Source organism: Pseudoalteromonas sp. A22 (assembly GCF_018141345.1).
In the GTDB taxonomy this organism is placed as follows: Bacteria; Pseudomonadota; Gammaproteobacteria; order Enterobacterales; family Alteromonadaceae; genus Pseudoalteromonas; species Pseudoalteromonas maricaloris.
Genome location: NZ_CP047238.1, coordinates 2,658,869 through 2,679,853, shown reverse-complemented (window position 1 = coordinate 2,679,853; position 20,985 = coordinate 2,658,869). Strand labels below are relative to the sequence as shown.

The following is a 20,985-nucleotide window of genomic DNA, read 5'->3' as shown; positions in this document are numbered from 1 at the left end:
TGGCAAGCTATTTGATACATAGACAGTAAGCAATTTAGCTATTAACCAAAGAGGTAACCACTATGGGAATTTTTTCTCGTTTTGCAGACATAGTGAATTCTAATATCAATGCTATTTTGGATAAAGCCGAAGATCCAGAAAAAATGGTTCGCCTAATTATCCAAGAAATGGAAGATACACTAGTCGAAGTAAGATCGACCTCAGCAAAAACACTCGCTGAGAAAAAGGAGTTAACACGCCGTCTAGATCAGCTAAAAGCACAGGTAGATGATTGGCAAACCAAAGCAGAGCTTGCACTAAGTAAAGAACGTGAAGATTTAGCACGTGCTGCTTTACTTGAAAAGCAAAAGTCTGCGGAGGATGTTGCAGCCCTAGAAAAAGAGCTAGAGCATGTAGACACACATATTGAAAAGCTGCAGCAAGAAGTCAGTACATTACAAGATAAATTGGCCGACGCAAAAGCGCGCCAAAAAGCGATTGTACTACGCCAGCGCTCAGCAGAATCTCGTTTAGAGGTGAAAAAGGCACTCGACAGCAGTAAAGTAGATGATGCCCTAAATCGCTTTGAGCGTTATGAGAGCAAAATCGATGGCCTGGAGTCACAAATCGAATCTTACGATCTAGGTAAGAAATCTTTAGCGGATGAGATTGCTGATCTGCAAAAGAACGAAAAGATTGACGATGAGCTTGAACAGCTGAAAAAGAAAATGGCTGAAAAGTGAAAATAGTCGCACCTACTGTCAGGGTAGGTGCTAACCAACTACAATAATAACAGCCAGGTTGAAGGCAGGAGAAGATTATGTTTGACGCAGAAGTTTTGATGGCTCCGTTGATTATTTTTATGGTCATCGTGGCACCACTTTGGTTAATTTTGCACTACCGTAGCAAAAAGCAGGTAAGCCAAGGGTTAAGTGAACACGAGCATCGTCAGCTTATCGAATTAGCCAGCAAGGCAGAAAAAATGGCAGATCGTGTTGAAACGTTAGAAGCTTTACTTGATCAAGAGTCACCACAATGGAGACGCAAGTTATGAGTAGACTAAAGCGAGAGCTATATCGTGACCCAAGTCGCGGCAAGGTAGCCGGAGTATGCGCAGGTCTTAGCGATTATTTCAACATGGAGTTATGGCTTGTTAGGATCTTATTCATCACGGCCGTGCTATTATCAGGTGGTCCATTATTTATCGTCGTGTATGTGGCATGTTGGTTTATTTTAGATAAACGTGAAGTGACACCAAATCGTTCACCTGATGCGAAAGATGAAGATAAAGTATCGGTGAAGTTTAAGGTGTGGCAAAAAGGCGAGCCGCCAAGGCAGGCACTTTATGACCTAAAAGACAGATTATCACGACTTGATGGTCGCATTCAGAACATGGAACGCTACGTAACTTCCCCTGAATTTACGGTTAGCAGAGAAATTGACAAGCTATAAGGCGGTATTGGCCGCCTTGGCATTTTCTTGAGGGGCACTTTTCTACTTATGACTACGTCACGTTTTCGAACCCCATCTTCCCTAGATAAGTTAAAACAACAAGCAAAAAAAACGCTCCACCGCTCTTTTGATAAGCATATCAAGCTTGCCGTAACCGGGTTTAGTGGCAGCGGAAAAACCGCATTTATCACGGCGCTTATCAAGCATCTGACTACTCAAACGAGCACCGACAACTTACCGTTTTTAGATGTTGTGAGTGAAGGTCGTCTTGTTGCGTGTCGTCCTGAGCCGCAGAAGGCACTGGCGGTACCAACTTTTGACTATCAGCAAGCAATAACTTGTTTGTTGGAAGATCCGCCAACATGGCCTGCGTCAACCAAACGTATCAACACCTTAACACTGGCGTTTAGGTATCATAGTGAACGCGGACTCAAACAGCACTTAGCGCAAACCCATACACTATACCTTGAACTATATGATTACCCAGGTGAGTGGTTAATGGACTTGCCACTGCTTAAAATGACTTTTCCCGAGTGGTGTGAGCAGCAATTTGCATTATTAAATAAGCCTAAATACCGGCCATTTGCACAAACGTTTTTACAGCTCCTCGAGCAGTTTGATGGAACGGAAGCGGTGGATGAAAGTAAGCTGAAAATGCTTGCACAAAGTTACCATGCGCTTTTAGCGCAGCTGCAGCGGGATACTCGTTTATCTAACCTGCAACCTGGCCGAGCGTTGATCCCTGGTGACCTTGAGGGAGCGCCAATATTGCTGTTTTTCCCGGTACAAGTTCACCCAAACGACATTACCGATCATTCACAATATCAACAGCTTGTGGAGCGTTTTGAAGCCTACAAAAAGCAAGTCGTCGCACCTTTTTACAAAGATTACTTTTGTCAGTTTGACCGCCAAGTCGTGTTAGTTGATCTATTGGGTAGCTTAAGTGATGGCTATGACACACTGAAGGAGCAAGAAGTTGCGTTAAAGCAGATCCTCGCCATGTTTTCTCATGGTAAAAGTGGCTTTTTGTCTCGTTTATTTAACCCAAAAATAGATAAGGTACTATTTGCCGCCAACAAATGTGATGGCGTCTTGAACGAGCAGCAGACCAATTTGACAAGGTTGTTAAATGAAATGCTGGTGGACAGTGCCAATGAGCTTCGCTTCAACGGGGTAACCGTGGATACGATGTCTCTTTCTTCGGTGAGAAGTGTTGAGTCAAGGGCGGTGAAAGAGGGGACGCAACATGTACAATGTATCTATGGCAAGCCGGTCGGCGAGCAGCAGTTTATCAACTATGTACCACCAACCCCGCCTGATCACGTTCCAAAAGCGCAGGCTTGGCCCCAAAGTGGGTTTGAGTTTTTAGCGTTTGAACCGCTACCTGCGAGGCAAGGAAACTTATCGCATATCAGGCTTGATCATGCTTTGCAGTTCTTAATTGGAGATAAATTAAGGTGACAGATCAGACAAAATCTTACCAAGGCTCGGGTAGGCGCTTAAACATCGATACTGAACGCCAAGATGAGTCTCAACATTTGGGTGGTGAAGGCAAAGTTCTCGGCAACGAGCTGGTTGTGAGTGAAAGCCTTGATGCTGTGCCTGAACCCGAGTTACCGAAAATTGAACGTATTTACGAATCGCCTTGGCGATTTGGGTTTAAGCAGTGCTTTTTGCTTGCGCTATTAATACTTATCATTGTGGAAGCAGCACTGACCTTGATAGAGAGCTATGAGCAAAATATTCTGCTGTTTAGTCTATACACCACCGTATTGTCTCTTGGTTTATTGGCGCTATTTAAATTCTTATTTTCAGAAGTCATCGCACTTAGCAAGCTTAAACAACATCAGCAAATTAAGCATGATGCCCAGCGCTTATTACAGAGTGACCAAATTGGCGAGGCGCGAGCTTGGCTTGCACCACTATTAAAAGCGCATCCAGAGCAAAAGGTTGCCGCATTTGAAGAGGCATTACAGCCTCACCATACAGACAAAGAAGTCATCACTTTATATGAAAAAACCTTGCTCCGAGGCCAAGATGCTGAAGCTAAAAAGCTAATTCAAGAGCATGCGACAACATCGGCGCTCTTAGTTGCTTTAAGTCCACTTGCACTTGTGGATATGCTGGCGGTGCTTTGGCGCGGAGTCGTGCTGGTGGAAAAGATCAGCAAACATTATGGTATTCGATTAGCGTATCGCAGCCGTATCACCTTGTACAAAATGCTGTTGAAGCAAATGGTGTTTGTTGGCGCAAGTGAACTGGTAAGCGACCTTGCTGCGACCAGTGTGGGGGCTGAATTACTCGGCAAGCTTTCTACCCGTTCAGCACAGGGCCTGAGTGCTGGGATATTTACAGCTCGTTTGGGCTATAAGGCGATGGAACTTTGTCGACCATTACCACGTTTGGAGCACAAACAAAGTCTTTTGAAAAATGCGATTAGCTCAGTCGTAGATGTGCTATTAAGGCGTAGCAAAAAAGATTAAACGGCAACAATTTTATACACCTCTTTAAGTAAAACTGGCTAGTCACAGTAAGTGAACTAGCCGTCTCCCCATCTGGCATGCTTGTCTATTTTTCTAAACTGCCCTACATATTGGTTATTACACAAAAACGACGCTAATCAATTCACTACCATGTTTATTTGGTTGGCAATAATAAAATCAGCAGGCAAGTATGAAAAAATTAAGAGATGACAGTCAGTGTATTCACGGACCCAATCATTTTGATGACCCACATGGGGCGTTAACCGCTCCTTTGTATCAAACTTCAACATTCCACTTTAAAGACGCAGCGCAAGGAGCCGCACGGTTCGCCGGTGAAGAGCCCGGCTATATCTATACTCGCTTAGGCAACCCTACGACGCGAGAGCTAGAAGAAAAAGTAGCTCGACTCGAGGGAATGGAAGATGCTGCGGCGACCGCCACTGGTATGGGGGCTGTGTCTGCATCGGTGCTGAGCTTTTTGCAGCAAGGCGACCATATGATTGCATCAAGCGCATTATATGGCTGTAGCTTCGCACTATTTGCGCATATGTTGCCTAAATTCGGTATTGAGGTGTCATTTGTAGACTTAACCGATGAGCACGCGTTACGTGATGCGGTACAGGAAAATACAAAACTATTGTTTGCCGAAACGCCGATCAACCCCAACATGACGGTATTAGATCTGAAAATGTTAGGGGAGATCGCTAAACAGCACGAGCTCTTGTTTGTCGTTGACAATACCTTTATGACGCCGCTTTTACAAAAGCCTGTGAATTATGGTGCTGATCTTATTGTGCACAGCGCAACCAAGTATCTAAATGGTCATGGGGATGTGGTAGCAGGGCTCGTGTGCGGTTCAAAAGAGCACATAGAACTTATCAAATTAACCGTGTTAAAAGACATTGGCGCTACAATCAGTCCTCATGATGCTTGGTTAATCAATCGAGGGTTGAAAACCTTAGCTTTGCGTGTACAGCGCCACTGTCAAAGCGCACAAACGGTAGCAGAGTTCCTAGAAGCGCACCCTAAAGTGAATAAAGTCTACTACCCTGGTTTACCTTCGCATCCTGGTTACCAATTTCTAGGTGAACAAATGAAAGGGGCTGGTGGGGTAATTGCTTTTGAAATCAACGGCTCGCTAGAGCAGGGTGAACAATTTATCAATGCGACTGAGCTGTGTACGTTAGCGGTAAGTCTAGGTGATCCGGAAACGCTCATTCAACATCCGGCATCAATGACACACTCTCCTTATACACAAGAGGAAAGGTTAGCTGCGGGAATTTCTGATGGACTAATTCGGATTTCAGTGGGGCTTGAAGACGTAGAAGACATTATTGACGATCTTAAGCAGGCGTTTGATAAAATATAGCTGTAAGTTAATTTTTACAAAGGGGCTAGGTTTAGCCCCTTTTTATTATGTGTGTAATTTTAATTTTACAAGCGTGTATTTCATGGTTTACGAAAATGCTTGTTGTGCGAAATGTGATAAACGTGCTCACTATTAAACTTTCCTTCACTTTTACTTAGTATCAAAGTCACAAGTTGAAGCGCTCCGAACCATCAACAGGACGGCAATTGAAATTGCAAGATCATAAACTCGGGGTGAAGTAAGTGAGAATGTAAAATGGCTAAAGCAAGTAAATATGTATCTAAGCAGCCAGATGAAAATGGCGTTATTGCTTGGACAGATGAAGAGAATCAAATTTGGTCAGAGTTAGTTGCACGTCAGCTAGCGTGTATCGAAGGCAAAGCCTGTGATGAATATTTGGCGGGCCTTGAGAAAATTAACTTACCAAAAGACCGCATTCCACAACTAAGTGAGTTAAACGAAGCACTAGCGAAAGAAACGGGTTGGCAGGTAGCACCAGTGCCGGCATTGATTGATTTCGATGAGTTCTTTCGATTACTTGCCAACAAACAGTTTCCTGTAGCGACCTTTATTCGCTCAAGAGAAGAGTTTGATTACTTGCAAGAACCAGATATCTTCCATGAGATTTTTGGCCATTGTGCAATGCTAACGAATCCAGCATTCGCCGAGTTTACACACAAGTATGGTCAGCTAGGCTATGCCGCTGAAAAGAAAGATCGCGTCTACCTTGCGCGCTTATACTGGTTTACCGTCGAATTCGGTTTGATGCAAACCGAGCAAGGTTTGCGTATCTACGGTGGCGGTGTGCTATCAAGCCCAGGTGAGACTCAATATGTTTACTCCGACAAACCAGAAATTAATCCGCTTAAAGTGTTAGATGTGTTACGTACACCTTATCGCATCGACATTATGCAACCTGTTTACTATACAATTAACTCAATCAACGACTTATTTGAGATCTCTAAAATGGATATCATGTCGCAGGTTGAACAAGCAAAAGAGCTTGGGTTATTTGAACCTAAGTTTCCGCCAAAAGAAAAACTAGCAAGTTAAGGAATTATCAATGTCTGATTTAAGTGCACAAAAATGTGAAGCGTGTCGTGCGGATGCGCCTAAAGTATCAGATGAAGAACTAGCGGTTCTAATCAAACAGATCCCTGATTGGGTACCTGAAGTACGCGATGGTATTATGCAGCTTGAGCGTGTTTACAAGTTTAAAAACTTTAAACAAGCAATTGCGTTCACAAACAAGGTGGGTGATATGGCTGAAGAAGAAGGCCATCACCCAGGTCTACTTACCGAATGGGGTAAAGTGACGGTAACGTGGTGGAGCCATTCTATTAAAGGTCTTCATAAAAACGATTTTATCTGTGCCGCTAAAACCGACGAAGTATTCGCACAGTAGGTCGACATTTATGCCGACAAATATCGGTAAATAGCGACAAATATCGACAACCCCATGTCATATTTCGACCTACAAAATAAAAACGGCGCTAAACAAGCGCCGTTTTTATTCATCATTTAGGATAAAAGCCAAGAAAAGGTTTGTCTTTTCATTTTCCAACCAAATACAACTAGCGTTAGCAGAAATAGATTAATCTATTTCTTATCTCGCCCTCAGGTTACGTAAACGTAGGGCTAATTATGCCATTAGTCCACAAGATAGCGGTTGCAGCAAGAATGATGACTAACAGCACTAGGCCACAAGTCACAACCGAGCTGGCATAAATAAACCCACGCTCTTCAGGAATATGCATAAGAATAGGCACGCCCGTATAAAGCAGGTAAACGGAGTACGCCAGTGCAACCATCCCAACCGATACGACAAACCAAAGCTCAGGATAAAATGCCGCAAAAGCCGACATAAACATTGGCGTTGCCGTGTAGGCCGATAACTCTAGAGTCTGTGTATAGGTCGGTGTTGAGCCAAAAGTGATGGCCATCCAGTGGGCGAGATACGCCAGAATAAAGACGCCTGCAATTAATGCGCAGTACATTGCAACACCAATTAATATTGCCGACTCATGAGTTAAATAGACAGCATCCCCAGTACCAACACTCCAGCCTAAGTAGACTGAAGAATAGTACCCCATAATGCTTGGGATCAGCGCAACAAGTGCAATATGTGACAAACTGTAAAACATGCTTTCGTGACGGTTATCGATTGTTTGCCACTCTTCGTGCGGGTGAGCATATAAGCCCCAAAGATGATTAAAGATCATAGTTAGCCCCTCAAATATAGGTTTGTACTATTTTTGTACAATTCAATTAAGTTATGAGAGATGAGTTAATTTTTGTCAAGAAAATGTAGTTGAATAGCAATATTACTATTTTCAGAATAGTCTAAAACTTCTTGGGGAATAGCCTTGTGGTGCACCTTGCAGCGAGAAGTTATGATAAAATGGCGCAAACACATTAGTCTTTTGTTGTTATGTTAGAAAAGTACACAGATTTACTTACGCCTATTAACCAATTTTTAGGCTGTGAAACCCCGCAAGCTTGGATTGAAAAAGCAAAGCAAAGCGAGCACTTACCATTATTGCTTATCGATCATATGCATTGTGAGTTAAAAGCGGCGCAAAGTGCGGCCTTCTTAATTCGCAAATATGCAATAGATGATGCGTCTGCAAAAACATTGTTAAGTTGGTTGCAACCTTACGAAGATTTTATTTATCGCAGTATTGGTGATGGCGAGTTTTCAGGCAGTAAAAATGAATTGATCGGTGAGCTAACTGCACGACCTGAATATGCTTACAATCAAGATATTTTGAGTAAGATGGTGAGGCTTATCAAAGAAGAGCTACATCACTTTGAACAGGTGCTAGAAATCATAAGGGCACGTGATATTCCTGTTGAGTACGTACAAGCATCTCGCTATGCGTCTGGAATGATCAAACACATTCGCACTTATGAACCCGCAGCCCTGGTTGATAAACTGATCATTGGTGCTTACATTGAGGCTCGTTCATGTGAACGTTTCGCCAAACTTGCGCCACACTTAGATCAAGAAATTGCTAAGTTTTATGTGTCGCTATTGCGCTCAGAAGCCAGACATTATCAAGACTATATTGATTTAGCGCATCAAGTGGCCAACGCAACCGCTCCTAAGCGCTGTGACGTAGCTGGGCGTGTTCAACTATTTCAGCAAGTAGAAAACGAGCTTATCAGCTCACCGGACCCCGATTTCAAGTTTCACTCAGGTGCGCCTATTTAAGCACTAAATTTATTCAAAAGGGTGGCAAAGGAGCTGCTGTTTGCCACTGTCATCAACGACGATATATGAGCTTTGTGAATACCAATCGCCAAGTACAGTACGTACCTTACCATCTTGGTAGGTGTGCACTTTTGGTCTGTGGGTGTGGCCGTGGATCATATTGTCTACGCCATGTTTTGCGAACATTTCAGCCACTGCTTCTTCGGTGACATCTAGAATCTCAAGGGGCTTGCCTTTTTGGTTTTCAATACTCTTACGCCTTGCATTTGCAGCAACTCTGCGACGATACCAAAGTGGCATAGCAAGCATCAATCTTGGCCACCACCAACCGCGGCTCTTCTTACGAAACTTTTGATAGGCTTCGTCTTGTGTACACATCTCATCGCCGTGCAAAATCACCGTTGGTGTGCCGTATAGATCTATCACCGCTTGTTCAGGTAACAAAGTCATTTGGCATTCGTCAGCAAAGGCTTGTTTGATTAAAAAATCACGGTTACCGTGAATAAAAAAGACTTGAATGCCAAGGTGACTCAAGCTTCGCAGTTTTTGTGCAATACTCAGGGCGTAGGGGTCTTTTTCATCGTCTCCAATCCACACTTCAAAAAAATCACCCAGAATATATAAAGCGTCGACATCGGCGGTCATGTGATGGTCGAGAAAAGCGAAAAAAGCGTCGGTGATATCAGTGCGGTGCTCGGTTAAATGCAAGTCGGCGATAAAATAGGTTTTACCCATGGGACCTCAAAACTAATAAGGCCAGCATAAATACTGGCCTTGAATAAAAAGTAGGATATTACTCAGCAACGTATGCTTTTTCGATGATCACATCTTCAAGCGGTACGTCTTGGTGGAAACCAGAAGAACCAGTAGCAACACCTTTAATCTTATTTACTACGTCCATGCCTTCAACAACTTCACCGAATACACAGTAACCCCAACCTTGCGATGTTTCGCTAGAGAAGTTAAGGAAGTCATTGTCGTTAACATTGATAAAAAATTGTGCAGTTGCAGAGTGTGGATCTGGCGTACGTGCCATTGCTAGAGTACCCACTTTGTTTGCAACACCGTTGTTTGCTTCGTTTTTGATCGGTGCTTCAACTGGTTTTTGTTCCATACCCGATGCGAATCCGCCACCTTGAACCATAAAACCGTCGATTACACGGTGGAAAATAGTACCGTTATAAAACTCGCTGTTTACGTAGTTTAGGAAGTTAGCTACCGTTTCAGGCGCTTTGTCAGCGAAAAGATTAATACGGATTTCGCCGTGATTTGTTTCTAAAACAACCATGTTAGTGTCCATCGTGTTGAATGATAAAACCCTATTTTATATCAACTGGGCTTTTGTGAAAAAGCATTCCTTAAAAATCAGCGTAAAAAATCAAAAAACTGCCGTAATTCGTTATTAAAATCTAGAGGCGCTGCTATGCAGGTGGTATGATTAAAAGCACTTTTGTTAAAAAATGAACCGTACTTAGGAAGAAAACTACATGTTGCAGATTTTCAACACACTCACTCGCCAAAAAGCCCCTTTTAAACCGCTCAAAGAAGGCAAGGTTGATATGTACGTGTGTGGTATCACTATCTATGATTTCTGTCATGTAGGACACGCACGCACTTACGTTTCATTTGACGTAATGAACCGTTATTTACGTTATTTAGGTTATGACGTCACGTATGTGCGTAATATTACTGACGTGGATGACAAAATCATTAAACGCGCCGCGGAAAACAAAGAGTCGATTAATGATCTAACCGTTCGCATGACCAAAGCCATGCATGAAGACTTTACTGCGTTGAATATGCTACCTGCGGATATTGAGCCGACGGTAACAGGGCATATGGACGAAATCATCGAGATGATCGCGCGCTTGATTGAAAAAGGCCATGCTTACGTTGCGAAGGACGGGGATGTATTGTTTGATGTTTCAACGTTTGAGCAATATGGTCAGTTATCTCAGCAAGATTTAGAAATGCTACAAGCGGGTGCACGCGTTGAAGTAGCGCAAGACAAAGATGATCCACTTGACTTTGTATTGTGGAAAAAAGCCAAAGCGGGTGAGCCTGCGTGGCAATCTCCGTGGGGCGAAGGTCGTCCAGGTTGGCACATTGAGTGTAGCGCAATGAGTTCAAAGCATTTGGGTGAATTTTTTGATATTCACGGTGGGGGTTCAGATCTGCAATTCCCGCACCATGAAAACGAGATTGCCCAATCTTGCTGCGCAAATAACGGCCGTTATGTGAACACCTGGATCCACACCGGCATGGTACAAGTTAACAAAGAGAAAATGTCTAAGTCTCTTGGCAATTTCTTTACCGTACGTGAAGTGCTAAAAGCCTTTGATAGAGAAACAGTACGCTATTTCTTGATCAATGGTCATTATCGTAGCCAGCTAAACTACTCACAAGAAAACCTTGAACAAGCACGTTCGTCGCTTGAGCGTATTTACACTGCGCTACGTGGCGTTGAGCTGGTGGAGGTCGAACTTAAAGGTAATGCTTACGTTGAACGTTTTGAGACAGCAATGAACGACGACTTCAACACGCCAGAAGCACTGCCAGTGATTTTTGAATTATCAAAAGAAGTGAATCGCTTAAAAGATAGTGACGCAAAAGCTGCTGGTGAGCACGCGTTTATTCTTGTGAAACTAGCGGAAGTCTTAGGTATTGCGCAGCAAGACCCTGAATCTTTCTTACAGGGCGAACAAGACGACGACGAAGTAGCGCAAATTGAAGCATTGATTGAAAAGCGCCGCAGCGCTCGTGAAAATAAAGATTGGGCTGCAGCGGATGAAGCGCGTGATGCGCTAACTGCTTTAGGCGTTGTGTTAGAAGATAGCGCGGGCAAAACAACTTGGCGTAAAGCTTAACCTTCTTGGTACCAACAAAATACGCAAATAAAAAATGCCTTCATATCAAGCGATGTGAAGGCATTTTTTATTTAATAACGTTACTATTATTTTTATGGCGTTAATGTTGCCTTAAACTCAGGCGCTTTGCGTGCATTAGTCAACTGTTCGAAAGCATAGGCAAGCTTGATTAATTTCGCTTCGCTATAAGCCTCAGCGAAGAAAGAAATACCCAGCGGTAGCTCGTGATGAAAACCCATCGGTACGGTAATGCTTGGATATCCTGCAATCGCGGCGGGAGATGACGAGGAGGCGGAGAAATTATCACCGTTAATGATATCGATACTCCAAGCTGGGGTATTCGTTGGTGCGATAAATGCGTCAAGGCGATGTTCTTGCATTATTTTATCAATGCCTTGTTGACGGGCAAATTCTTTAACCAAAGCTTGGGCTTCTTGATATCGGTGCTCAGTGATATCGCCTTTCTTTGCAGCTTCCTCTATCAAATATTGATCAAAGTATTTAATGGTGGAGGGATGTTGCTGGTTGAATTGGATGAGCTGGTTTAGGTTTTTTACTTTTACCTGCTCTGGTGTCGTGGCAAGGTAAGCATTAAGATCATGCTTAAAGTCATAGAGCAAAATATCCAATTCAGCGGAGCCTAAAGCTTCCAGCTCAGGTAAGTCTAACCCTTCAATTATTTCTGCGCCATTTGCTTTCATGGTCGCAACGGCTTTTGCAAATACCGCTTGCACTGCAGGTGGAAATTGACCTACATGACTGGTGATAGCAATTCGTTTGCCATTGAAACTGGCAGTATTTAAGCCTTGGGTAAAGTCAATCGGCTGTTTTGCATCGATAACGATAGCATTGAGTAACAAAGCGGCACCCATCACCGATTTTGCCATAGGGCCAGCGCTATCTTGGCTATGACTGATAGGAACAATGCCTTCACCTGAAATCAAACCGACAGTCGGTTTAATACCTACAACACCATTATGTGCTGAAGGACAAACAATAGAACCGTCAGTTTCCGTGCCAATAGCGAGCAGTGCAAGACCTGCGGAGACGGCAACAGCAGAGCCTGAACTTGAGCCACATGGTGTTCTGTCTAACACATACGGGTTTTTGGTTTGACCCCCAAGCGTGCTGTAGCCGCTCGAGCTGAAACTTGATTTAAAGTTTGCCCATTCACTTAAATTGGCTTTGCCAAGGATGATAGCGCCGGCTTGTTCTAACTGGATGATAAGTGGTGCCGCTTGGGTTTTGACGTTGTGTTGCAATGCGAGCGCACCTGCAGTTGTTGCCATTGGCGCTCTGGTGTCGATATTATCTTTAACAATAACTGGCAGGCCATGAAGTGGCCCTCGGTATTTTCCCGCGCGTAGTTCGGCATCAAGCTTTTTAGCGTCTTGTAAAGCGTTGGGATTGAGCGTGATCACTGCATTGAGCATAGGGCCACTGTCGTCAAGTTGTGAAATCCTTTTTAAATAAAACTCAGTGAGTTGCGTTGCTGATAAAGTTCGATTTTGTATTTTGGTTTGTGCTTCGAGCGTGGTAAGGTCCGCAAGCGATTGACTATAAGCTGGCAACGCAAGCGCGATACAAGTGGTTAAAGCGAGTAGGGATTTTTTCATGACGTATTTTACCAATCCGCAGTAGTATTATTGTTATTTATTTGTCCTTTATTTAGTCACGAGCCCTGTAAAAGGTCAAGCGAGTAGCCTAAACAAAGCATGATTTAGGCGTCTTTAAAACTTGTATTTTTGCTGCTAGCCACACACACTTAACTTCACGAGATAACAAAAAATATAACCATGATAAAAGCACCAATAGATATAGAAGTTGATATTCCGTGGCTTGACCAAAAGCTATTTTCATTAGGTAAATTTTCATTAGAGGTGGGAGAAGCACTCTCATTTATCGCGGTGATCGTTGCGACTTTGGTGATCTCCAAGATCCTACGACTAGCATTTAATCGTCTCGCGTCAAGACAAGGGGTGATCCAGCATACCTCAGCCTATGTGATAGGCAGGATCATTCACTACATCGTATTATTTATTGGTCTTATTATTGCGCTGACGGCCTTAGGAATAGAGATCACTGAGTTGGCGCTTGTTGCCAGTGCACTCGGCGTTGGGATTGGCTTGGGCCTACAAGGTCTAGTGAATAACTTTGTCTCTGGTCTGGTATTACTGCTAGAGAAAACCGTCAAAGTTGGGGACTTTGTTGAGCTGACCAACGGGGTGGTGGGAGAAGTCATCGCCATTCACATGCGCTCAACTTGGATCCGTACAAATGACAACGTCGACCTGCTTATTCCAAACTCGGAAATGGTGTCAAATACAATTACCAATTGGACAATGTCGGATAAATATCGTCGTTTCCGTATTCCTTTTTCGGTGGCCTACGGCAGCGACAAAGAGAAGGTGAAGCGTGCCGCATTGGAAGCGGCCAAAAATGTCCAATATACCTTGAATACGCCGGGGCGAGAAGCAACGGTATGGATGACAGGGTTTGGTGATAGTAGCTTGAATTTCACGCTAGGAGTTTGGGTGCAACCTGAGCAGGTAAAGCGACCAACAGCGCTGGTTTCTGATTACCTCTGGGCTATCGATGATGCCTTTCGAAAATATCAAATCGAGATCCCGTTTCCACAGCGCGATCTTCATTTACGCAGTGGCTTTTCTATGGAAAAGCCTGATGAAAACTGAGGGTAGAATAACGGCTAGCACCCTAGCCGTTATTGAGTTTACTCACTGAATGATTTTAACCACTCGTTGCGGGAATGGAATTTCTATTTCCGCATTTTTAATCGCGGCAAACACCGTTTTATTCACTTCTAATTTAGTTTCGATAAGTGAAGTCGTAGGCACCCAGTAGCGGTAACTCAATATCACTGCACTGTCGGCAAATTCCTCAATCCCCACCTGAGGCTTAGGGTCTTGACTGACCTTAGCATTATCAGCGAGTACCTGATTGATAAGTGTTAATGCGCCTTGATAATCAGCATCATAAGCTATTCCTATTTCACCTTTAACCAGAGAGTTTGCAAATGAGTTATGGAGAATTTCTCCCACCACATGTTTATTCGGGATAGTGATCTCTACTTTGTCTTCGTTGATGAGCGTGGTATGTCCAAGCTCAATCATTTTAACTTGGCCGTTAACCCCTTTGATGCTGATGGTATCGCCAATCACAAATGGGCGGGTAGCAATGATGGCAAGCCCAGCGCCATAGTTTGCCAGCATACCTTGCAGTGCAAGACCAGCACCTAGAGACGCGGCACCGATGGCGGCGACAAATGGTGTGATACTGATGCCAACCTTGCCAAGAGAAATAATCACAAACATGGCAATGATAAGCACCTTGATCACATTGCCAATAAAGTTGGTTAAAGCAGGATCGATATTGTGTTTTAGCATCAAGTTTTCAGTCGCTTTAGACAGCTTTCTTGATAACCACAAACCGAGAAGGAAGATGAATATCGCAGCGAGCAATTGGAAACTGTACGTCACCAGATACTCTCGAATAATGTTGTAATAGTGTTCTATTTGCTCGATTTCTTGATTGATCACAGTCGTATCCCGAGTTATTAAATTAGAGTAGCCAACCAATGATAAAACAAAGGCACCCAAAGTGCAGTTATCATGGCGGTAATTGTCATCGCTGCTGAAGCAAAAGCCCCAGCCATGGGGTGATGCTCTATCGCTGCGGCTGTGCCTATTGCATGGCAAGCAACACCAAGCGCGGTGCCTTTCGCTTGCATATGGTCAACTTTACACCAGTGCAAAATATGTAGTCCAAACACGCCACCAAATACACCAATTAGTATCACCATAATCGCTGCAATAGCGGGGATCCCCCCGAGATAATCACTAATGAGTAAGGTGATTGGTGTTGTAACCGACAGGGCCGCCATTGAAGCTGAGAGCTGCGGATCGGCTGCAAAAAACTGGCAGATAAGAAAAGCGCTTAACGTAGACAGTGAAACACCCAACCAACTGGTTAAGCACAATGCAAAAAATACCGGTTTAATTTGGTGAAATTGTTTATACAAGGGGTAAGCGAGTGCAACGACCGCTGGCTCTAACAAGTAATGAATTGGTAGCGTTGCTTGTTGATATACCTTGTAGTCGAACTTAGTGAATAGTAGAAATGCCGAAATGACCAAAATGCAGATCAGCACAGGGTTTAATATCGGTAAGGAGATGCGCTGATATAGTTTGCGTGCACTAAAAAATAGCAGCACAGTGAGCGCTGACGCCATAATTATATTAATCACGAAACTTGATACTCTTAACGATAGGGCTTAACAATACAAGACTTATTGTTGGAACACCAACTAGCAATAACAGCAGCATAAGCCAGTGGGATTGAAACAAACTGAGATGCTCTACCAAGCCCACTCCCGCTGGAATGAAAAACAGCGCCATGTATTTTAAGATGGGCTCTGCTGCGGGGGCTAACCATTCTACTTTAATGATTTTTGTGGCAAGGAGTATGACAAGAAACACCATGCCAAGTAGGGCGGCTGGGATCTGTAAAGCACTAAGCTGAATAATCCATTTAGCGCTGAAGAGACACGCCAAAATGATGGCAAAGCCTAGTGCAAATCGTAATATCAACTTCGCTCTGTGTACCATTAAATGTAAATCCTCAGCGCTGCAATGGCCTAGCTGTATGATGCCTAATTGTACGCTCTCGTATTGCGATGACCATTATACTTTGGGCAAATGGGCTTTAAATCTGACGTTACCACTTCATGCGAGGCAAAAATGGCTTTTTATTCTCATCAGCTACAGAGGCATTCTTCATCGCAATTTTGGTATTTTTGGCTGCGAGCAATTTGATTTGTGACCATGTTTCTAACCATAGCAGTTTACGGGCGGGCTGGTTGTAGGCTCGATTATACACTTTCTTAATTGCTGCAATGGCATCTGGCGAGCGTGCGCTAAATTGAGTGAGTAATTCTGAGAGTCTAGCGTCAACATCATCACAGAGTTCGGTAATGAGACCGTCCTTTAGTGCTTGCTGGGCATCTATTCGCTGTGCATGGACTGTCATCAGCAGTGCCTTATCCTTGTTCATTGTGGCAGGTAAAAGTAAGCTGCCGCCCATGTCAGGGCAGAGTCCCCATTTGGCTTCCATAATGGCAAGCTGCGCACTGTTATCGGCTAAACGAATGTCCGCACCTAATGCAATGTGACAGCCACCACCTAGACAATTGCCTGTGATCTTGGCGATAACAGGAACAGGTAAAGCTTGCCAGCCGAGTACGACTCTTTGTGCTAAGTTAGCATTACCAGGTAACCATTTTTTAAGTAGCTTGATGATCCCAAAAGGTTTATTCAGCACGCTTTTTACATCTAGACCGGCACAAAAATGTGCGCCTTCACCTTGGATAACGACAGCTCTAATTGATTTGCTATTTCTAATTTTCTTTATTGCATTATCTAAACCAACAAACATTTCAACAGACAGCGCGTTTTGTTTTTCTGGTCGAGATAGGGTCACAAATGCGATGTTGTTCGCTTCGGAAAATGAAATCATGATGAGATGCTCCCTGCGGGTTTTATGCGATAGTTTTAGAGTAATAACTTAAAAGCGGTGTGACATTCAACTTTTACCGATAATTTGTTCGTCATTTAGCGTTATTTTCTGTTTGATTATCGCGACTAAGTATTTATGTTTTACCTCATTTTGCTATCATTGCGCCAATTTTAAAACAACAGGCTAGCGTCCATGACAGCGAGACTTTGTAGCATCGAAGAAGCCACTCACCAAGCATATGATATCTTCCTTGAGTTGGCCCCGGATAATCTTGAAGAACACGATATTAATATGTTCAACGAACATCGCGAAGATCGAGGTTTCATTGAAGAAAGTGAGCCGGATGAGAGTTGGTCGAGCATCACTGCGTATGAACAAGAAGCAGAGCCAGAGCACTTCGTTCAGGTTTTGGTTGGTATCGAGTTTGATGACTCGGATCAGGTGTACGCAAAAATTTTGATTAGCAGAGATTTAGACGCACCGTTTTGTCATATCATTTGGAAGCAATAACCGGAAAGTAGTTATCAGTGCCGTTTTTTAGAACTTTCACTTTATTTGCAATTGGCTTGGTTTCGTTACCAAGCTTAGCTACGGATCCATTCGAAGATTTTCACGAATATGGCAAAATGCCCGATGACGAAATTCATCAAAAACACAAGGGCGAGATGCTGTACGGTGACGTTGAATTTGGTTTTATCGTTAACAAAGGTAATACGCAAAACACGTCATTTAAGTTAAAAAGTAATCTCTACCAAGATTTCCCCAAGTGGCGTAATCAATTTAAATTTAATGGCCTTTATCGCCGCGAGCAAAATACAGAAACAGACGTCGAAGATGTCTCAGCGTCGCGCTACTTTGGCTCTGCGCAAGGTAACTACAAGCTAGGGGACGATAACGCTTCGTTCTTTATGTACGGCGACTATGAGCGTGACAGGTTTAATGGCAAGGAATACACCACGACATTTGCGCTAGGTTATGGCAATCGTGTATATGAGGGACGAAAGAACACGGTAGATATTGACATCGGTCCCGGTATGTCTATCTCTCGTGTGGATAACGAAATCGAGCTTGAGCCGGAAGAAGATAGAACGGAGCAAGGCCAGCTTTTGCGTATGGCATTGCAGTGGGAAAGAAACGTGTCAAAGCGCACCCGCTTTAATCAAGACGTCAGTTTTGAGCAATCGCTGTCAGGTTTAAACTCCCGATTGTTTGCTGAGTCCGCGCTAGTTACACAAGTGATTGGCGGGATTGCGCTGAAGTTTGCGTTTATTTACCGTTATAATTCGCAGCCAGAAAATGAAAAAGAAAAGGTAGACACTGAACTTGGTGCTACATTAGTTTACAGCTTTGATTAAGAAGACTATCGATGTATAAAAATACACAGTTTGCATGGGTTATATGGCTGTTTCTAGCCTTTATCGCCAGTTTTACCATATTGGCAATTTTCCTAACAGGTAGCAATCTTGCCTTTGTTAGCTTTTTGGTGATCCTCGCGCTTGTTGCGTTTATTTTTTATGGCTTAACCATTCAAGTGAACCAAGAACAACAGACGTTAAGCTGGTGGTTTGGACCGTCGGTCGCCAAAATGACCTTAAAGTTTGACGATATCGATTATGTTCAGCCTGTGACTAATTCTCTACGTCATGGTATTGGCATGCGGATCAGCACAGACGGTTGGGTATACACAGTTGCTGGATTCAAGGCGCTCGAAGTGGTGATGAAGGACGGTACTAAATATCGCTTAGGTACAAATGACCAAGCCAACTTGGTTACGGCAATGGAAAGTAAACTTAAACAAGAAAAAAGCGCTGAATGATCAGCGCTTTCTATTAGTAACTCGACTAATCTTAGTGGTCGTGACCACAACCGCCTTCGCCATGAACATGGCCGTGGGCAACTTCTTCAGCTGTAGCTTCACGTACTTCAAGCACTTCAACGTCAAAGTTCAGCGTGATCCCAGAAAGCGGGTGGTTCGCGTCAACAATGACTTCTTCGTCTTCGATACCAATAATCACAACGATTTGGTCGCCCTCGTCGGTGGTAGCTCTAAATTGCATACCCACTTCGATTTCCATGTCTTCAAACATTGATTTAGGAACGGCTTGAGTCAGTTCGTCAAAGCGCTCACCATAACCTTCTTGTGGCTCGATGGTCACACTGAAAGTGTCACCAGCTTGTTTGCCTTGTAGGGCATCATCAAGACCTGGGATCAGATAGCCTGAGCCAAGCATTGCTATTACAGGCTCATCATCAAATGTGCTATCAATCGTGTTGTTGTCTTTGTCTTGAACTGAGTAGTGGATTGTCACTACCGAGTTAGGGCCAATAATCATATAAGATCCCGTTAGTTGTCTTCTAAAGAATAAGGTAGAGGTTGAATAGTAAGACTCACCTCTGGTGAATTTTTTGCTCTTAGCACCGCGTCTTGTGGTGTGTCATTTGGCATCACAGCCAGCGCATAATAACGGCCGCTGTTAGCATCAAAGGTTTGTTGAATAACCTTGCCGCCACGACGCCAGTTGTCTTCAATCTGCAGTTCAATGTCTGCCTCTTCGATGCGCTCTGAAGCGATGCCTGTCACTATGTACATGGCACGTTTGTTTTTACCAAGATAGCGCATTCGAGCTACGGTTTCTTGACCAGTATAGCAACCTTTCTTAAAGCTGATCCCGTTAAGGGCTTGAAGGTTAACCATTTGTGGTACAAATTCGTCCACGTGATCGGCATCAAGGCTTGGCTCACCCGCTAAAATGCTGGCCGCAATAAACGGTGCTGGATTGCTTTGTTGTTCCACGTCCGCGGGTAGACTTGCACCTTCGAACGCGATGAAAACAAAGCGCTCGTCTGCGAGTCTTAGCAACTTGCCGTTGGCAACATCAACAGCGCTTGCGTCAGACGAAAGCTCAACGCCAAAGGCAGTAGCAAGCGCTTTACTGTCCTGAGTCATTAAGCCAAAGACTTCGCAGTCAGCAAAATCAATGTCAACTTTGGCAAAAACGCCGTACTTTTTTAGCTCACGAAGTGATGCTTCAGCTTCGGCTACACCTGCAAGCATTAAGTAGTCGTCTTGATAGCGAGTTAAGCGCGACACAGACCAAAGTTTGCCTTTAGGGCTACAATGCCCAGACCACATAAAATTATCTTCTTTGATAAGGTTAATGTCTTGAGTAACCTGACCGTGCAAATAGCTAAGTTTATCTTGTCCTGAAGTGCGAATAACCTTGAACGGAAGCGCATAAGCACGAGCAATTGACATAATGTTGATCCCTATTAAAGTGTTTTCGTAATGTTACCGTAAAATCATAAGTGGAGATAGGGACGGACGATTTCAATGTGCCATTTCTATAAGTTTTATGGCATATGTCCTGCACAGTGGGTATAATTTTCTCAATAGTTTATGAGGGGTTAATCAGTTTATGGTTGAGTTACTGCCTAAAGCTCGAGTTAAATGGGCTTGCCGTCGTGGCATGTTAGAGCTGGACGTTATTTTAGAGCCGTTTGTTGAGCAGGCTTATGACGCGCTATCCGACGAAGGTAAGTACGTGTTTCAGCGTCTAGTTACCTGTGAGGATCCAGATTTATTCGCTTGGTTTATGGGTCATGAAGAATGTCCAGATCCAGAGCTAAAACGCATGGTTAAGTTAATCCTTGATCGGATCCGCGTATAGAATCGACTTTCAACACAATCTTCAGAACCACACCTTCTTTGTGGTTCTTTTTTCTTGCCTCGCTTTTATCCTTTTTCTGCTGTTTCCTGCGCTGTGGTGGTTAGTCACAATTGTATTCGCCGTGACGGGTTATTGCAGTTGGCAAACTGTTCTATCTCGTACACCAAAGGTGGGTACTGTACTCATGCTCCCGAAGGAAAACGTCATTGAAATACAGTCAAAAACGATAAATTTCAAAGGGCAGCTTATTGGTGCGACCATATGGTTTGATAGTCAAATAGCGCTAAAAATCATGGATGCGAACCAAGCTAAGCAGCAGGTATTTTTGACTCGACAGGCAATACCAGAAGCGGACTGGCGTTTACTTTGTCGCACTGCGCTGCAAGCCAAGTAGAAACAGCGACCAGAGCATGGCGATAAA

Annotated in this window: 26 protein-coding genes; 16 read left to right on the top strand and 10 right to left on the bottom strand. The window is 43.7% G+C overall.

What is annotated here, in order from left to right:
* The first annotated feature begins 62 nt into the window (after nucleotides 1–62).
* The 8 genes from pspA (at nucleotide 63) to GSF04_RS16825 (ending at nucleotide 6,688) form a co-directional block, all read left to right on the top strand.
* A complete protein-coding gene (pspA, locus tag GSF04_RS16860) occupies nucleotides 63–722 on the top strand; it encodes a phage shock protein PspA (RefSeq protein ID WP_010371188.1) in 660 nt (219 codons plus the stop codon).
* A gap of 77 nt (nucleotides 723–799) precedes the next feature.
* Nucleotides 800–1,033: an envelope stress response membrane protein PspB gene (gene pspB / locus GSF04_RS16855; RefSeq protein ID WP_010371190.1), complete on the top strand. Its 234-nt coding sequence runs from the start codon at nucleotides 800–802 to the stop codon at nucleotides 1,031–1,033.
* Entirely contained in the window at nucleotides 1,030–1,431 is a 402-nt protein-coding gene (pspC, locus tag GSF04_RS16850) for an envelope stress response membrane protein PspC (protein WP_010371193.1), read from the top strand. The genes pspB and pspC overlap by 4 nt, the downstream gene beginning before the upstream one ends.
* A 48-nt stretch (nucleotides 1,432–1,479) precedes the next feature.
* Nucleotides 1,480–2,892: a YcjX family protein gene (locus GSF04_RS16845; protein WP_211857986.1), complete on the top strand. Its 1,413-nt coding sequence runs from the start codon at nucleotides 1,480–1,482 to the stop codon at nucleotides 2,890–2,892.
* A complete protein-coding gene (locus GSF04_RS16840) occupies nucleotides 2,889–3,914 on the top strand; it encodes a TIGR01620 family protein (RefSeq protein WP_211857984.1) in 1,026 nt (341 codons plus the stop codon). The genes GSF04_RS16845 and GSF04_RS16840 overlap by 4 nt, the downstream gene beginning before the upstream one ends.
* A 190-nt stretch (nucleotides 3,915–4,104) precedes the next feature.
* Nucleotides 4,105–5,283 carry an aminotransferase class I/II-fold pyridoxal phosphate-dependent enzyme gene (locus tag GSF04_RS16835; RefSeq protein ID WP_211857983.1) on the top strand — a complete coding sequence of 393 codons (1,179 nt, stop codon included), beginning with the start codon at nucleotides 4,105–4,107 and terminating at the stop codon, nucleotides 5,281–5,283.
* Nucleotides 5,284–5,538: 255 nt separating this feature from the next.
* On the top strand, nucleotides 5,539–6,336 hold the full coding sequence (phhA, locus tag GSF04_RS16830; RefSeq protein WP_010371198.1) for a phenylalanine 4-monooxygenase: 798 nt from the start codon (nucleotides 5,539–5,541) through the stop codon (nucleotides 6,334–6,336).
* Nucleotides 6,337–6,346: 10 nt separating this feature from the next.
* Complete coding sequence (locus GSF04_RS16825; protein ID WP_017216111.1) at nucleotides 6,347–6,688, top strand: 4a-hydroxytetrahydrobiopterin dehydratase; 342 nt, start codon at nucleotides 6,347–6,349, stop codon at nucleotides 6,686–6,688.
* 217 nt (nucleotides 6,689–6,905) lie between these two features.
* On the opposite strand, the gene GSF04_RS16820 is transcribed toward GSF04_RS16825, so the two are convergent.
* On the bottom strand, nucleotides 6,906–7,505 hold the full coding sequence (locus GSF04_RS16820; RefSeq protein WP_010606742.1) for a Yip1 family protein: 600 nt from the start codon (nucleotides 7,503–7,505) through the stop codon (nucleotides 6,906–6,908).
* A gap of 209 nt (nucleotides 7,506–7,714) precedes the next feature.
* Between GSF04_RS16820 and miaE the strand changes: the two genes are divergently transcribed.
* Nucleotides 7,715–8,497, top strand: coding sequence for a tRNA isopentenyl-2-thiomethyl-A-37 hydroxylase MiaE (gene miaE, locus GSF04_RS16815; protein ID WP_211857981.1), 783 nt, complete (start codon nucleotides 7,715–7,717; stop codon nucleotides 8,495–8,497).
* 9 nt (nucleotides 8,498–8,506) lie between these two features.
* Here the strand turns inward: miaE and GSF04_RS16810 are convergent, their stop codons facing one another.
* Both GSF04_RS16810 and GSF04_RS16805 read right to left on the bottom strand, forming a co-directional pair.
* Entirely contained in the window at nucleotides 8,507–9,232 is a 726-nt protein-coding gene (locus tag GSF04_RS16810) for a UDP-2,3-diacylglucosamine diphosphatase (RefSeq protein ID WP_211857979.1), read from the bottom strand.
* Nucleotides 9,233–9,290: 58 nt separating this feature from the next.
* Complete coding sequence (locus tag GSF04_RS16805) at nucleotides 9,291–9,785, bottom strand: peptidylprolyl isomerase (RefSeq protein WP_010371206.1); 495 nt, start codon at nucleotides 9,783–9,785, stop codon at nucleotides 9,291–9,293.
* A 199-nt stretch (nucleotides 9,786–9,984) separates the two neighbouring features.
* On the opposite strand from GSF04_RS16805, the gene cysS reads away from it, so the two are divergent.
* The gene (gene cysS, locus GSF04_RS16800; RefSeq protein WP_039497102.1) at nucleotides 9,985–11,364 is read left to right on the top strand and encodes a cysteine--tRNA ligase; all 1,380 of its coding nucleotides are present in this window, start codon (nucleotides 9,985–9,987) and stop codon (nucleotides 11,362–11,364) included.
* 92 nt (nucleotides 11,365–11,456) lie between these two features.
* On the opposite strand, the gene GSF04_RS16795 is transcribed toward cysS, so the two are convergent.
* The gene (locus GSF04_RS16795; RefSeq protein WP_211857977.1) at nucleotides 11,457–12,980 is read right to left on the bottom strand and encodes an amidase; all 1,524 of its coding nucleotides are present in this window, start codon (nucleotides 12,978–12,980) and stop codon (nucleotides 11,457–11,459) included.
* Nucleotides 12,981–13,160: 180 nt separating this feature from the next.
* Here GSF04_RS16795 and GSF04_RS16790 point away from each other — a divergent pair, with 180 nt between their 5' ends.
* Complete coding sequence (locus GSF04_RS16790; RefSeq protein ID WP_010606748.1) at nucleotides 13,161–14,057, top strand: mechanosensitive ion channel domain-containing protein; 897 nt, start codon at nucleotides 13,161–13,163, stop codon at nucleotides 14,055–14,057.
* A gap of 42 nt (nucleotides 14,058–14,099) precedes the next feature.
* On the opposite strand, the gene GSF04_RS16785 is transcribed toward GSF04_RS16790, so the two are convergent.
* The 4 genes from GSF04_RS16785 to GSF04_RS16770 form a co-directional block, all read right to left on the bottom strand.
* Nucleotides 14,100–14,921, bottom strand: coding sequence for a mechanosensitive ion channel domain-containing protein (locus tag GSF04_RS16785; protein WP_211857975.1), 822 nt, complete (start codon nucleotides 14,919–14,921; stop codon nucleotides 14,100–14,102).
* Between the two features lie 17 nt (nucleotides 14,922–14,938).
* Nucleotides 14,939–15,628, bottom strand: coding sequence for an LrgB family protein (locus GSF04_RS16780; protein WP_211857973.1), 690 nt, complete (start codon nucleotides 15,626–15,628; stop codon nucleotides 14,939–14,941).
* Nucleotides 15,621–15,989 carry a CidA/LrgA family protein gene (locus GSF04_RS16775; protein WP_010371242.1) on the bottom strand — a complete coding sequence of 123 codons (369 nt, stop codon included), beginning with the start codon at nucleotides 15,987–15,989 and terminating at the stop codon, nucleotides 15,621–15,623. Before GSF04_RS16775 ends, GSF04_RS16780 begins: the two co-directional genes overlap by 8 nt.
* A gap of 109 nt (nucleotides 15,990–16,098) precedes the next feature.
* Complete coding sequence (locus GSF04_RS16770) at nucleotides 16,099–16,896, bottom strand: crotonase/enoyl-CoA hydratase family protein (protein WP_211857971.1); 798 nt, start codon at nucleotides 16,894–16,896, stop codon at nucleotides 16,099–16,101.
* Between the two features lie 192 nt (nucleotides 16,897–17,088).
* Between GSF04_RS16770 and GSF04_RS16765 the strand changes: the two genes are divergently transcribed.
* Genes GSF04_RS16765 through GSF04_RS16755 form a run of 3 tightly spaced genes read left to right on the top strand, consistent with a single transcriptional unit; the run spans nucleotide 17,089 to nucleotide 18,712 of the window.
* The gene (locus GSF04_RS16765; protein WP_010371248.1) at nucleotides 17,089–17,406 is read left to right on the top strand and encodes a DUF440 family protein; all 318 of its coding nucleotides are present in this window, start codon (nucleotides 17,089–17,091) and stop codon (nucleotides 17,404–17,406) included.
* A 17-nt stretch (nucleotides 17,407–17,423) separates the two neighbouring features.
* A complete protein-coding gene (locus GSF04_RS16760; protein WP_045989853.1) occupies nucleotides 17,424–18,251 on the top strand; it encodes a DUF481 domain-containing protein in 828 nt (275 codons plus the stop codon).
* A gap of 11 nt (nucleotides 18,252–18,262) precedes the next feature.
* A complete protein-coding gene (locus GSF04_RS16755) occupies nucleotides 18,263–18,712 on the top strand; it encodes a hypothetical protein (RefSeq protein WP_017216102.1) in 450 nt (149 codons plus the stop codon).
* Nucleotides 18,713–18,743: 31 nt separating this feature from the next.
* Here the strand turns inward: GSF04_RS16755 and GSF04_RS16750 are convergent, their stop codons facing one another.
* Both GSF04_RS16750 and ygfZ read right to left on the bottom strand, forming a co-directional pair.
* Complete coding sequence (locus GSF04_RS16750) at nucleotides 18,744–19,229, bottom strand: peptidylprolyl isomerase (RefSeq protein ID WP_010371256.1); 486 nt, start codon at nucleotides 19,227–19,229, stop codon at nucleotides 18,744–18,746.
* An 11-nt stretch (nucleotides 19,230–19,240) separates the two neighbouring features.
* Entirely contained in the window at nucleotides 19,241–20,152 is a 912-nt protein-coding gene (gene ygfZ, locus GSF04_RS16745) for a tRNA-modifying protein YgfZ (protein WP_211857969.1), read from the bottom strand.
* A gap of 160 nt (nucleotides 20,153–20,312) precedes the next feature.
* Here ygfZ and GSF04_RS16740 point away from each other — a divergent pair, with 160 nt between their 5' ends.
* Both GSF04_RS16740 and GSF04_RS23520 read left to right on the top strand, forming a co-directional pair.
* The gene (locus GSF04_RS16740; RefSeq protein ID WP_010371260.1) at nucleotides 20,313–20,564 is read left to right on the top strand and encodes a succinate dehydrogenase assembly factor 2; all 252 of its coding nucleotides are present in this window, start codon (nucleotides 20,313–20,315) and stop codon (nucleotides 20,562–20,564) included.
* Nucleotides 20,565–20,604: 40 nt separating this feature from the next.
* Nucleotides 20,605–20,958, top strand: coding sequence for a protein YgfX (locus tag GSF04_RS23520; RefSeq protein ID WP_349251735.1), 354 nt, complete (start codon nucleotides 20,605–20,607; stop codon nucleotides 20,956–20,958).
* Nucleotides 20,959–20,985: the final 27 nt, after the last annotated feature.